Origin of the sequence: Natronincola ferrireducens (assembly GCF_900100845.1) — a bacterium.
Lineage (GTDB): Bacteria > Bacillota > Clostridia > Peptostreptococcales > Natronincolaceae > Natronincola_B > Natronincola_B ferrireducens.
Genome location: NZ_FNFP01000003.1, coordinates 236,273 through 250,386, shown reverse-complemented (window position 1 = coordinate 250,386; position 14,114 = coordinate 236,273). Strand labels below are relative to the sequence as shown.

The following is a 14,114-nucleotide window of genomic DNA, read 5'->3' as shown; positions in this document are numbered from 1 at the left end:
GCGGTTCCACCTAAATTGATACAAATCCACCTTCATTGACTATAACGTTGTCACCGGTTTTCCTTTCACACTGGCTAATCAGAAACAGCTCAAGGATAGTTTTCAGTTAATCATATACAAAAACACTTTCAGCCTTAGGTGTTTTCTCTCTTAGTATTGGGGTTAACCTACTCTTCCTCTTCATCGCTAAAATAGTATTTTTTTAATAATTATATTTATCAAAAAACTTTTTGTCAAGAGAATATAGATTATTTTTTGTAATAGATAGAAAATTATTCAAGAAATTTATAATTATTGAAGAAAGATTATAAGAATACCTTGTAAAAGTCCAATAACAAACCCCAAAACACCACCTAGAATTTCGATGTGTTTTAATTCTTTTTTAGCAATATCTAAAACAACCTGCTCTAGCTTATCCATAGGAAATTCATTGATTTTTTCTTCTATCATTGTTGATAGCTGTATGGTGGAGGTTCCTTTTTCTATAATAGCTTCCATAATTTCGGTAATAATTTTTTCTCCCTCTTGATCAATAATATCTTCAATATAACTTTGTATCATACCTTTAAAAGGAGAAGGTATGATTGCCGGAAGGCGTTCCCCAATAATTCGATTGATTTTACTTTTTATCACCAAAAAAATTTCTTCTTTATTTTGACTATTTGATAACTTAGATATAATTTCCTCTATTGATAATAAATCCTGTTCTATTGTTTTTCCAATACTTACAGCAATTTCACTTCTTCTCTTAGGTATAAGTCCCTGTAGCTGTATGTTAAGTATGGGTAAATGAAAAGGTTCATAGGGTTTGAATAATAGCTTTACAGCTAGGAGATTTGTTATCCACCCAATGACTGCTCCTATAGTAGCTAGAATTAATAGAATAATTAAGTTCATTTTTCCACCTTCTTCTTATGTATATTCGACAAACTACATAAATGATTATATCATTTTTTGTTTTCATTGCAAGAAGAAAAAACAGCTCTATATTGACAGAAGCTGCTTTACTCTTTTTCAGCATTAGCCTTTACTCTACACCAATCACAATCTCTGCATACCTTTACTTTATTGGCAAACACCTGAGAAATGGTTTTAATCATATCTGGGTTTTCTAATTTAGAAATATTGTGGATAAAAACTTTATTGGGCGCAATCGTTATTAATGAACTTATGAGCAAATCTTCATAATTAATATCCTTATCTCCCATCTCACTGGCAATTACTTTTAAGTACTCATTATTTACTAAATTTCCATACTGGTCATATAATTTATATTTACCCTCATCTTCTAAAAGTATATGAATCAAATCAATTTTAGCCTCTTGAATATCTACAAAGTATTTTAGCAATTTAATAAATTCATTATACTCTTTATCCATTAGAAAATCCTCTACTGCCCTCTCTACTATATCTTGGAGTTCTAAAATGTAATCCTTTAATCTAAAGGTAATGAAACCTTTTATATTGATTTCATCATGGAGTTTAAAGTAATCCATAAACCTTTGAATAATAGTAAACTTTCTATGGCTTTCTTCGCTATTTACTTCGACAGCTTTATTATTTTCTTTTTCTATATTGGTTCGAATAATATTTTGGATCTCCATCCGCTCTTTTATGTTAAAATAATAGTACTCGCAATCTATAATTTTATTGATTAAGTGAGGTTCTTCATAAGCTTTTATATACTCAAATAGGGCATTTGCCCCACAATATTTGAAAATATTAATAAAATCACTTATGGAGTAATTCTTCACACTTTCAATTTCAACACTGTAGTTCAAAATATAAAAGGAATCATCCTGTATAATTTTTTCTTCTATTAAAATTCCTTCATTTTCAAAGACATTGATTTGTTTGTTTAGTTTTTGTTGAAGCTTTTCTACATTTTTGTCAGTAATGATAGACAGCAGATTCATTTTGCATCACTCCTTTCGCTGTATTAGTAGTATATGTTTAAAATATTTTCATATTCTATGTGGTTTATTACATATCATTGAATTTAATCCATTTCTGTTAAAGGAATCAAAGTCCCATAATCCTGCAAAGCTTTTTCATTTATAGCAATAAGACTTTTACCATATTTTTCTGCAAATTTTGAAATTTTTTCATAGTTTTTGTAATCTTGAATTTTACCAAAAAAAGCTAAATAGTTGCTATCTAAATAACCACAAGTCCCACCTATAAAACCGTAATTCAAACCCGGTAATAGAATATTTCCTTCATCAATCATCAGGGAATCTATTCCAAATTTTGTAACTTCTCTATGTATACCAGCATCGGCAGTGATAATAGCTTCTTCATTTATTACTGCAATTGAACATTTAGAGTATCCTTGTGAAACATGGATTTTTATATAGGAGGGTCTGCTGTAATAATTCAAAAGTATTTCATCAGTATATTTAAAGTTATGAATAAGAAAATTACCTACTCTACAAATATTATATGCAATATTTTCTGGGTAGTTCCTTGTTAATAAAGTCTTTCCTTCTATAATATGAAAACCTAAAGGTTCAAGTTTATCTTTATAATAGGAAAATACATTTGGAGCTACAATGATATCCTGTCCACCTAAAGGATGTAAAACCATATCCGGGTGACCTTCTACTGCTTCATAGAGATCATGACAAGGAAGGGTTTTTATGATATTTATTCCTCTTAGTTGCAAATTGTTTAGGGTTTTATCATCCACCCTATAATCCACTAATACCCACTGCACCTTTTTTTCAGGCAAGTATGGGGTTTTAATAAAATTATTTTTCATCATTATCACCTTATCCATAAAGTAACTATATTTATATTTTAAAAACATATTATACAATAAAATTCAAAAAGAAAAGTAGTATTTTACTACTTAACATAAGAATTATTCTTTTTTATTCTGTTCATACTAATATTTAACCCCCTATGGGTGAACTTTCATTTTATATTGACTTTTCAGCATTAAATTACTAAAATGTTATGTTAAGAGGTGAAATTAATGTCTAGTATTATACATATTTCTGAAATGGTTTCCATAGCCCTTCATAGCATGGTTGTCATTGCCAATGCTAATAAGGAGTTGCTTAATGTAAAAAAAATAGCACAAACAACAGGGGCCTCTGAATCCCATTTATCCAAGGTTTTACAAAGGTTGGTAAAGGCTAATTTTATTCGTTCAGTTCGAGGACCTAAAGGTGGTTTTACTCTATCAAAACCTCCTAATAAAATTACTTTTTTAGATATCTACGAAGTTATGGAGGGTTCCTTAACCACCACCCAATGTCCCACCAATTGTGAAGCCTGTAGCTTTGAATCCTGTATTTTTGGAGGCGTCCCAGAAAAATTAAATCAGGAATTTATAGAATATCTCCGAAATAAAAAATTAAGCGACTTTATAGCATCCTTAGGCTAAAAATCGCTTAATTTCATTTATATAAAGAGATACTTTCTTGCAAGAAAAAGACTAATTTTTATGCTAACGCTTCTCCCATGAACATTTTAATATCACTTTCTACGTCAGTTACGCCACCGATACCAAAATTGTCTACTAAAACCTTTGCTACATTTGGTGATAAGAAGGCAGGTAATGTTGGTCCTAAGTGGATATTTTTAACGCCTAAATGCAGTAGGGCTAATAATACAATTACAGCTTTCTGCTCATACCATGCAATGTTATAGGAGATTGGAAGTTCATTGATATCCTCTAACTCAAATACTTCTTTAAGCTTTAGAGCAATTACTGCCAATGAGTAGGAATCATTACATTGTCCTGCATCTAATACTCTTGGTATCCCCCCAATATCCCCCAATTCAAGCTTATTATATCTATACTTAGCACAACCAGCTGTTAAAATCACAGTATCCTTTGGTAGCTTTTCAGCAAACTCAGTATAGTAATCTCTTGATTTCATTCTTCCGTCACAACCAGCCATTACAAAGAAACGTTTGATTGCTCCAGTTTTTACAGCTTCCACTACTTTATCAGCTAAACTTAATACAGTACTATGGGCAAATCCACCAACAATTTCTCCTCTTTCGATTTCTACTGGAGACTGACATTGTTTAGCATGCTCTATAATTTGAGAAAAATCTTTTTTGCCATTTACTTCATCAATATGCTTTAATCCTTCAAATCCTACTACGCTTGTAGTATATACCCGCTCCTTATAGGATGCTTTAGGAGGTACAAGACAGTTAGTTGTCATTAGGATTGGTCCATTAAAGGATTCAAACTCCTTATCCTGCTTCCACCAAGCATTTCCATAATTACCTACGAAGTGATCATATTTTTTAAAGGCTGGGTAATAGTTTGCTGGTAACATTTCACTATGGGTATATACATCAACACCTGTTCCTTGAGTTTGTTGTAATAAAGCTTCCATATCCTTTAGGTCATGACCACTAATAAGTATGGCTGGATTATTTCTTACACCTATATTTACCTTTGAAATTTCTGGGTTGCCATAGGTTGTGGTATTGGCTTTATCTAATAATGCCATAACATCTACACCATATTTCCCTGTTTCCATTGTTAATGCTACTAAATCATCAGCATTTAAAGTCTCATTTAGTGTAGCTACTAAAGCTTTTTGTATAAATTCAAAGATACTTTCATCTTTATAATTTAAAACATAAGCATGCTTGGCATAAGCAGCCATACCTTTTAGTCCATAAACAATAAGCTCCCTTAAGGATCTTACATCTTCATTTTCTGTTGATAAAACTCCTACTGTTGCTGCTTTTGTTGTAAATGCTTCTACAGTCTCTGCTGTCCAAGTAGCTGCATCATGAAGATTGTCTTCAAGTTTACCTCCAGCCTTCAGTAATTCATTTTTAACTTCTTCTCTTAAAACCAGTGCTTTTCTAATTTTATCTATAAATACCTTTTGATCAAAGTTTGCATTGGTGATAGTGGCAAATAATCCTTCCATAATAAACTTATCTACTTCTTCGTTATTTACACCAAGTTTTTTAGCCTCTACATTGTAGATTGAGATTCCTTTTAAGGTATAAATTAATAAATCCTGCAGATTGGCAACATCATTAGTTTTTCCACATACACCTCTTACAGTACATCCAGTGCCTTTTGCTGCTTCCTGACATTGATAACAAAACATACTCATTAAAAATCCCTCCATTTACTTTTTATAATTTGTTTTATTAAAAACTCACTTTCTATAATATTATTTTAGTACTTAAATACCTAAATGTCAATAATTTAACCCTGTGATATTTGTCACAAAGCTTTATGTCTCAAGGATTTTATCACCTCTATCCTACATTTAGGCGGCCAAAATACTATTTTAACTTATAAATACAAAAACAACTAGAAAATCATTTTCTCTAGTTGTTTTTTCAAGCATATTTCATTTATTCCTCCACTCATCCTTCAGTAATTACATCTTCAATCGCTGTTCCAGGAGCAACAATAGGAAATACATTATCATCTTTACCAATGACACAGTTTATAACAACAGGTTTCTTTGAAGCTAAGGCTTTTTTGAAGATTTCGTCAAATTCTTCCTCTACTAGAACATCGTAGCCTTCTGCCCCAAAAGCCTCTGCTAGCTTTGAAAAGTTAGTGGGCTGTTCTAATGTTGTTTGCGAATATCGTTTGTCATAAAATAGCTTTTGCCACTGTCTAACCATACCTAGGACACCATTATTTAATATAACAACAATAATAGGTAAATTGTATTTTACTGCTGTGGCTAATTCGTTACAGTTCATTTGAAAACAACCATCTCCGGCAATATTAATAACCTGCTTTTCAGGTTTGCCCATTTGCGCTCCTATACAAGCTCCTAAACCATAGCCCATTGTTCCTAAACCACCGGACGTAAGTAATGTCCGGGACTTTTGAAATTTATAATACTGGGCAGCCCATATCTGATTTTGTCCAACCTCTGTTGTAATAACAGCATCTCCATCGGTCAATTCATAGATTCTTTCTATCACATACTGGGGCTTTAAGTTTCCATCCTTAGCATACCCAAGAGGGAATTTTGTTTTCCAATCCTTTATCTGTTCTATCCATTCTTTATTTTGCTGCTGAGTAAGTTCTTTGTTTAGTCTCTTTAATACTTCCTTTACGTCTCCGATGATATGGTGATGGGTGGGAATGTTCTTATTAATTTCTGCTGGGTCTATATCAATATGAAGAATTTGTGCATTTGGAGCAAAACCCTCCATTTTACTAACTACTCTATCACTAAATCTTGCACCTATGGCAATTAACAAATCACATTTAGTGGCAGCTAAGTTTGATGTTTTTGTTCCATGCATCCCAATCATTCCAGTAAAAAATTCATGGTTTGCCGGGAATCCACCTAAACCCATTAAACTTGAACATACAGGTGCATCTACTCTTTCAGCAAAAACTACTAAATCTCCATTGGCGTCAGCATGATTAACACCACCACCTATATAAATTAAAGGTTTTTCACAATTCTGTAAAAGGTTTAGAGCGTTTTTTATATCCTCTTCTGTTATGTATTGTGTTACCTTTTGTACTTTTCTTGGCTCCTCTGATATATATTCTGTTAAGTGAGCAGTTACATCCTTTGGTATATCCACCAATACTGGCCCAGGTCTACCTTCTTGAGCAATATAAAAAGCTCTTCTTATGGTTTTTGCTAAATCTCTAACATCTTTTACAATGAAATTATGTTTTGTTATGGGCATTGTTACTCCTGTTATATCCACTTCTTGAAAGCTGTCTTTTCCTAGTAAAGCTAGAGGAACATTGCCTGTAATGGCCACCATAGGAACAGAATCCATATAGGCTGTGGCTATACCAGTAACTAGATTTGTTGCTCCTGGACCAGAGGTTGCTAAGCAAACACCTACCTTGCCAGTTGCCCTAGCATAGCCATCAGCTGCATGAGCAGCCCCCTGTTCGTGGGAGGTGAGGATGTGTTTAATATCATCTTGATATTTGTATAGAGCATCATAAATATTTAACACAGCACCTCCAGGATAACCAAAAATAGTATTAACACCTTGTTCCTTTAAGCATTCTATCAGTATTTCTGCACCTGTCAGTTGCATTTTATCTTTCCCTCCTTTATTATTAATAATTTAATAAACTCTGTTGGCCTACACCAACTCTTCCAAAACTAATTCACCCATTTCCTTGGTTCCTATTAGTTTCATACCATCACTCATAATGTCTGCCGTTCGATAATCTTTACCTAGAACTTTTGTTACAGCATCCTCTATGGCTTTTGCTTCTTGCTCTAATCCAAAAGAAAATCGTAGCATCATAGCAGTTGATAAAATTGTTGCTATAGGATTAGCTTTGTTTTCCCCGGCAATATCAGGTGCTGAACCATGGATTGGTTCATACATACCTAGAGTCCCTTCCCCTAAACTGGCAGAAGGAAGCATTCCAATTGAACCTGTAATCATACTAGCCTCATCCGACAGTATATCTCCAAACATATTGGTTGTGACAAGGACATCAAATTGTTGAGGTCTTCTAATTAACTGCATTGCTGCATTATCTACGTACATATGCTCCAAGGTTACCTCTGGATACTCCTTTGCCACTTCCTCTACTACAGAACGCCATAATCTGGAACTCTCTAAAACATTGGCTTTGTCTACATTGGTAACCTTGTTGTTTCTTTGTTTTGCTATCTCAAAGGCGGTACGGGCGATCCTCTCTACTTCTCCTACACTATAGGCTTCTGTATCATAGGCTTCGACTCCCAGTTTGCCATTTTCTCTTCTACCTCTGTCACCAAAATAAATGCCTCCTGTTAATTCTCGAACAACACATATATCGATGCCGTCTCCAAGGATATCACTTCTTAAAGGCGAAGCGTTCTTCAGCGCATCATGTAAAACCGCTGGTCGAATATTAGCATACAAGCCCAATGCTCCCCTTAATCCTAATAGGGCTTTCTCAGGTCTCTTATCCCCTGTAAGACTATCCCACTTAGGTCCTCCTACAGCACCCAACAAAACAGCATCACTTTTTTTGCAAATCTCTATTGTTTCCAATGGTAGGGGTTCTCCGGTTTTATCAATGGCAACTCCTCCTGCTAAAACCTCCTGAAAACTAAATTCATGACCAAAAACTTCCCCGATTCTTTTTAATATCTTCATACTTTCTTCTATTACTTCTGGACCTATCCCATCTCCAGGAATGGTTGCTATGTTAAATTTCATGTCTATTCCCCCATTATTTTCTATAGGCTTGTTTTAATATATTGAATTAATCCATCAGCTTCTATAATCTTCTGCATAAACTCTGGAAAGCCTTGAGCTTGATAGGCTTGTTGTTTTGTTAAGTTAACAATCTTTCCTGTCTTAAAATCCACTTCAATTTGATCGCCACTTTCTATGGCTTTTGCTGCTTCTTCACATTCTAAGATAGGTAGACCTATATTAATAGCATTTCTATAAAAAATTCTTGCAAAAGTCGTAGCTATTACACAGGATACTCCTGCAGCCTTTATGGCCAGAGGGGCATGTTCCCTTGAGGAGCCACAACCAAAATTCTTCTCGGCTACAATAATATCTCCCGCCTCGACCTTCTTAACAAAATCCCTATCAATATCCTCCATACAGTGGGTTGCTAACTCCTGTGGATCTGAAGTGTTTAAATATCTTGCAGGAATAATAACATCCGTATCAACATTGCTTCCGTACTTAAAAACCCTTCCTTTTGCCTTCATTATATTTTGCCCCCTTTATGCTACGTCTTCTGGATTTGTAATTTTACCTGTTAAAGCTGAAGCAGCCGCTACTGCTGGACTTGCTAAGTAAACTTCTGATTCCGGATGCCCCATCCGTCCCACAAAGTTTCTGTTAGTAGTAGCTATAGCTCTTTCTCCTTTAGCTAAAATACCCATATGCCCTCCAAGACAAGGTCCACATGTAGGGGTACTCACCACCACATTAGCCTTTATAAAGGTTTCAATTAATCCCTCCTGTAGGGCTTGTAAATATACCTTTTGGGTAACAGGAAACACGATTACCCTCACCCCTTTTGCTACTTTCTTATCCTTTAAAATCTCAGCAGCTACTCTGAGATCCTCTATTCTGCCATTTGTACAGGACCCAATGACCACCTGATCAATCTTTACATCTCCTACCACATCAATACTCCTAGTATTGTCAGGTAAATGAGGAAATGCAACAGTAGGACGAATGGTGGCTAAATCAATCTCATAGGTCTCATCATATACAGCATCTTCATCAGCTGTATAAATAGTATACTCTTTACTAGAATGTTGTTTTACATATTCTAATGTCTTGTCATCCACCATAAAGATACCATTTTTTCCTCCAGCCTCTATAGCCATATTGGCCATGGAAAACCTATCATCCATTGAAAGATTTTTCACACCCTCCCCTACAAACTCCATCGATTTATAGAGGGCCCCATCTACACCAATCATCCCAATAATATGGAGGATAATATCCTTACCACTAACCCACTTAGATGGCTTCCCCTTTAATACAAACTTCAAAGCAGAGGGTACTTTAAACCAACATTTCCCAGTAGCCATTCCTGCCGCCATGTCAGTGCTGCCAATTCCAGTGGAAAATGCTCCTAAGGCTCCATAGGTACAGGTATGGGAATCTGCCCCAATGGCAACATCTCCTGGTACTACTAATCCCTTTTCGGGAATAAGACCATGCTCTATTCCCATTTCTCCTATTTCAAAATAATTTTCAACCTCTTTTTCATGGGCAAACTCTCGGATCATTTTACACTGCTCTGCTGTTTTGATGTCTTTATTAGGAGTAAAATGATCTGGTACAATAGCCACCTTACTCTTATCAAATACTTCTTTAACTCCGATTCTAGTAAATTCCTTTACTGCCACTGGCGTGGTAATATCATTCCCCAAAACTAAATCTAAATTGGCTTCGATCAATTGTCCTGCCTTTACAGTATCTAATCCTGCATGGGCAGCCAAAATCTTTTGTGTCATTGTCATTCCCATTGTTATTCATCCTCCCGTCGAATCAAATGTATGCCCGTACTTTTTCTTCTATATCTTTAATTAGTTTATATTCAATGGAATCTACTAAAGCAATCCAACTGGCTTCAATAATATCAGTTGAAACACCAACTGTCGTCCACAGATTATATCCATCAGTAGATTCAATTAGTACCCTTACTTTTGCATCAGTGGTCTCAGTTGTATCTAATACCCTCACCTTATAATCTGTTAAATAAACCTCTGTTAGCTGTGGATAAAAGGTTTCCAACGCTTTTCTCAGAGCTTTGTCTAAAGCATTAACCGGGCCTACCCCTTCTGCCACTGTCATTTCATCTTTACCATCCACATTGATTTTTACTAATGCCGAAGATGTGTTTTCTCCACGAGCATGATTTTCTTCAATAATTTTGTAATATTTTAATTCAAAAAAGGGTTTATACTTACCAAGATGTTTACGAATAATTAGTTCAAAAGTGCTTTCAGCCCCTTCAAACTGATAACCCTCGTACTCTAATTCCTTTAATCGCTCAATAAGCTTTTGAGTTTCTGGAGAATTTTTCTTTATATTTGGATTCACCTTCTGAATTTTAGATAACACTGTAGATTTTCCAGAAACTTCTGACATTAATATCCGCCTTTTGTTACCAACCCTTCTAGGATCAATATGTTCAAAGGAATGAGGAGCTTTAGTAACACCATCTATATGCATGCCCCCCTTATGGGCAAAGGCACTATTGCCAATGTAGGGTTCTCTTTCATTCATGCTTACATTAGATATTTCAGCCACCATTCTAGCAGTTGAAGCAAGATTTACCAACTGATCTTCTAGAATACACTGTTTTTCTCGTTTAAGCTGAAGATTAGCAATAACAGTAGTTAAGTTTACATTTCCGCAGCGTTCTCCAAATCCTATATAGGTTCCCTGTACCTGTGTAGCTCCTGCTTCTACTGCCATAATCGTATTTGCCACTGCCATCCCACCGTCGTTGTGACAATGAATCCCCACTTTAACCCCAAGCTTTTCGCAAACTTTCTTTGTAATATTGTACACTTCATCAGGAAAAGCCCCCCCATTGGTTTCACAGAGAACAAGCCAATCAGCTCCTCCCAATTTTGCAGCTTCTAGAGTTGCTAAAGCATAGTCAGGATTGTTTTTGTATCCATCAAAAAAGTGTTCTGCATCATAGATAACTTCCTTGCCCCTTTGTTTTAAAAAGGCAATCGTATCTTTAATCATAGCTAAGTTTTCATCCAAGGTAGTTTTTATAATATCTGTAACATGAAAATCCCAACTTTTCCCGAATATTGCTACTGTCGGTGTATTAGCCTCCAGTAAAGATTGAACATTGCTATCCTCTTCCACCTGTGTATCAGGTCTTCTGGTGCTTCCAAAAGCAGTTAGTTTTCCATGTTTTAGTTTTTCATTCTTCATACGAAGGAAAAATTCTAAATCCTTAGGGTTAGAGCCAGGGTTGCCAGCTTCTATATAGCTGACACCCAAAGCATCTAATGCTCTTACTATTTTTATCTTATCTTCTACCGAAAAAGAGATGCCCTCTGCCTGTGCTCCATCTCTTAGTGTGGAGTCAAATATTTCTATTTTTTTATTCATTTATTTCACTCCTCCTGCCATGCTAATTCGTTCAACATTTTATTAATGGCATTGATGTAGGCCTTAATACTGGCCTCTACTACATCGGTACTAATACCTCTACCATTATAGATGTCTTCATCTAATTTAATCTTGACAACCGCCTCACCTTGGGCATCTTCTCCTTCAGTAACGGAATTTAATGCGTAGTCTTCTAAAGTAAATCCATTACCTACAATTTTATCAATAGCCTTAAAGGCAGCATCCACTGGTCCATGGCCGGTAGCCACTTTTTCTACTTCTTCCTCATTATTCCATAACTTTACGATAGCCGTTGATGTAATTGTGTTCCCACTGTTAATTACAAACTGTCCTAATTTATAGATTTCCTTTGTATTTACAGATTTTTCTTCTACCAATGCCTCTAAGTCCTTATCGTAAACAACCTTCTTTTTGTCCGCCAAGTTTTTAAATTCCTGAAAGGTTTTATTTAATTCTTCCTTACTCAAATGATAGCCTAAAGATTTTAACCGTTCTTCAAAAGCGTGGCGCCCAGAATGCTTTCCTAATATTAGTTTGTTTTTGGTAAGACCAACAGACTCTGGTGTCATAATTTCATAGGTGCTTTTATGGGCCAAGACCCCATGTTGATGTATACCAGACTCATGGGCAAAGGCATTATCTCCTACAATTGCCTTATTATGCTGTATCCTCATCCCAGTTAGTTTGCTCACTAAACGGCTAGCAGGGTAAATTTCTGTTGTTTCAATACCAGTAGTAAAACCATAAACATCTTTTCTTGTATTTAATGCCATAACAATTTCTTCTAGAGCTGCGTTTCCAGCCCTTTCTCCAATACCATTAATGGTACATTCTAGTTGGGTAGCTCCAGCTTTAGCAGCTGCTACGGTGTTGGCAACTGCCAATCCTAAATCATTATGACAGTGAACAGATATCTCTGCTAGATCTATATTAGGTACATTATTCTTAATATTTAGGATAAGATTATAAAACTCATCTGGGGTTGTATAACCTACTGTGTCAGGAATATTGATTACTGTAGCTCCTGCCTTAATAACGGCTTCAAAGATTTCGTATAAAAAGGCCACTTCACTTCTAGAAGCATCTTCTGCTGAAAACTCTATATCACTACAATATTTCTTTGCATACTTTACCATACTGACAGCCCGTTCTAAAACCTCTTCCTTGCTGGCCTTTAACTTGTATTTCATATGTATGTCTGATGTAGCTATAAAGGTATGGATTCTAGGAGCTTCAGCATACTTTACCGCCTCGTAGGCCCTATCAATATCCTCAGGTAGTGCCCTAGCTAAGCTTGCCACTCTACAATTTTTAACAGCTTGTGCAACAGCCTGCACCGCTGCAAAATCTCCAGGAGATGCAATAGCAAAACCTGCTTCAATTACATCCACCTTTAATCTTTCCAGTTGTTTAGCCACCTGTAATTTTTCTTGAAGATTCATGCTGCAACCCGGTGATTGTTCCCCATCCCTTAATGTGGTATCAAATATCTTTATATGGCTTGCCATTTACACCCCTCCCTTTCTTGTATGTGAATCTATTATTTTTTAAGCCAAGTCATCATTTTTCTCAATTCTTTTCCTACTACTTCAATTGGATGATTTTGTTCCATTCTTCTCTTTGCACTGAAGGCTGGGCGATTTGCTTGGTTTTCTAAAATCCAATTCTTTGCAAAGCTGCCGTCCTGTACCTCTTCTAGTATCTTTTTCATTTCTTTTCTTGTATCCTCTGTTACAATACGCTTTCCTGCTGTGTAATCACCATATTCTGCTGTATCGCTTACAGAATATCGCATATAACTAAGACCACCTTGGTTGATCATATCAACAATCAGTTTCATTTCATGTAAACATTCAAAGTATGCTACCTCTGGTTGATAACCTGCTTCTACCAATGTGTCGAACCCAGCTTTGATTAATTCTGTAACACCACCACATAGTACAGCTTGCTCTCCAAATAAATCAGTTTCTGTTTCTTCCTCAAAGGTGGTTTCAATAATCCCTGCCCTAGCTCCCCCAAGGCCTGCTGCGTAAGCTAATGCAACATCCTTTGTGTTTCCTGTAACATCCTGATAAACTGCTACCAAGCAAGGTACCCCTCTACCTTTTTCATATTGACTTCTTACAGTATGTCCTGGCCCTTTAGGTGCAACCATAAATACATTTACATCCTCTGGTGGTACAATCTGACCAAAGTGTACATTAAAGCCATGGGCAAAGGCTAAATAATTCCCTGCCTTTAAGTTTGGTTCTACGCTTTCTCTATATAATTTAGCTTGTTTTTCATCATTTACCAGCATCATAACAACATCTGCTGCTGCTACTGCCTCTGCTGCTATAGCAACCTTCAATCCTGCTTCCTCTGCTAAGCTCCAGGACTTACTTCCTTCGTACAACCCTACTATTACATCTACACCAGATTCATGTAGATTAAGAGCATGAGCATGGCCTTGACTACCATAGCCTATAACCGCCACTGTTTTTCCTTCTAATAATCCTAAGTTACAATCATTTTCATAATACATTTTTGTCATTGTCAAT

The 14,114-nt window shown here is 35.7% G+C and carries 12 protein-coding genes and 1 other annotated feature (1 of these 13 cut by a window edge); of the genes, 1 reads left to right on the top strand and 11 read right to left on the bottom strand.

Translation table 11 applies throughout. The annotated features are described in order from the left end of the window. Window positions 1-193, bottom strand: a binding site (T-box leader); it reaches 26 nt to the left of the window's first position. A 98-nt stretch (window positions 194-291) separates the two neighbouring features. The 3 genes from BLS22_RS09455 to BLS22_RS09445 form a co-directional block, all read right to left on the bottom strand. Then, entirely contained in the window at window positions 292-897 is a 606-nt protein-coding gene (locus BLS22_RS09455) for a DUF445 domain-containing protein (RefSeq protein ID WP_090553493.1), read from the bottom strand. 107 nt (window positions 898-1,004) lie between these two features. Then, on the bottom strand, window positions 1,005-1,916 hold the full coding sequence (gene ytxC / locus BLS22_RS09450; protein WP_090553492.1) for a putative sporulation protein YtxC: 912 nt from the start codon (window positions 1,914-1,916) through the stop codon (window positions 1,005-1,007). Between the two features lie 83 nt (window positions 1,917-1,999). Further along, on the bottom strand, window positions 2,000-2,761 hold the full coding sequence (locus BLS22_RS09445; protein WP_090553491.1) for a DUF6873 family GME fold protein: 762 nt from the start codon (window positions 2,759-2,761) through the stop codon (window positions 2,000-2,002). 216 nt (window positions 2,762-2,977) lie between these two features. On the opposite strand from BLS22_RS09445, the gene BLS22_RS09440 reads away from it, so the two are divergent. After that, window positions 2,978-3,391 carry an RrF2 family transcriptional regulator gene (locus tag BLS22_RS09440; protein ID WP_090553490.1) on the top strand — a complete coding sequence of 138 codons (414 nt, stop codon included), beginning with the start codon at window positions 2,978-2,980 and terminating at the stop codon, window positions 3,389-3,391. A 58-nt stretch (window positions 3,392-3,449) separates the two neighbouring features. Here the strand turns inward: BLS22_RS09440 and hcp are convergent, their stop codons facing one another. The 8 genes from hcp to ilvC form a co-directional block, all read right to left on the bottom strand. Next, window positions 3,450-5,102, bottom strand: a complete 1,653-nt coding sequence (hcp, locus tag BLS22_RS09435; protein WP_090553489.1) for a hydroxylamine reductase — start codon at window positions 5,100-5,102, stop codon at window positions 3,450-3,452. Window positions 5,103-5,361: 259 nt separating this feature from the next. Further along, on the bottom strand, window positions 5,362-7,029 hold the full coding sequence (ilvB, locus tag BLS22_RS09430; protein WP_090553488.1) for a biosynthetic-type acetolactate synthase large subunit: 1,668 nt from the start codon (window positions 7,027-7,029) through the stop codon (window positions 5,362-5,364). Between the two features lie 48 nt (window positions 7,030-7,077). Further along, window positions 7,078-8,154: a 3-isopropylmalate dehydrogenase gene (gene leuB / locus BLS22_RS09425; protein ID WP_090553487.1), complete on the bottom strand. Its 1,077-nt coding sequence runs from the start codon at window positions 8,152-8,154 to the stop codon at window positions 7,078-7,080. Window positions 8,155-8,174: 20 nt separating this feature from the next. Continuing rightward, a complete protein-coding gene (leuD, locus tag BLS22_RS09420) occupies window positions 8,175-8,663 on the bottom strand; it encodes a 3-isopropylmalate dehydratase small subunit (protein ID WP_090553486.1) in 489 nt (162 codons plus the stop codon). 15 nt (window positions 8,664-8,678) lie between these two features. Then, window positions 8,679-9,941, bottom strand: a complete 1,263-nt coding sequence (leuC, locus tag BLS22_RS09415) for a 3-isopropylmalate dehydratase large subunit (RefSeq protein WP_090553485.1) — start codon at window positions 9,939-9,941, stop codon at window positions 8,679-8,681. Window positions 9,942-9,963: 22 nt separating this feature from the next. After that, on the bottom strand, window positions 9,964-11,553 hold the full coding sequence (gene cimA / locus BLS22_RS09410) for a citramalate synthase (protein ID WP_090553484.1): 1,590 nt from the start codon (window positions 11,551-11,553) through the stop codon (window positions 9,964-9,966). A gap of 5 nt (window positions 11,554-11,558) precedes the next feature. After that, the gene (locus BLS22_RS09405; RefSeq protein WP_090553483.1) at window positions 11,559-13,082 is read right to left on the bottom strand and encodes a 2-isopropylmalate synthase; all 1,524 of its coding nucleotides are present in this window, start codon (window positions 13,080-13,082) and stop codon (window positions 11,559-11,561) included. 32 nt (window positions 13,083-13,114) lie between these two features. Beyond that, entirely contained in the window at window positions 13,115-14,107 is a 993-nt protein-coding gene (gene ilvC / locus BLS22_RS09400; protein ID WP_090553482.1) for a ketol-acid reductoisomerase, read from the bottom strand. Window positions 14,108-14,114: the final 7 nt, after the last annotated feature.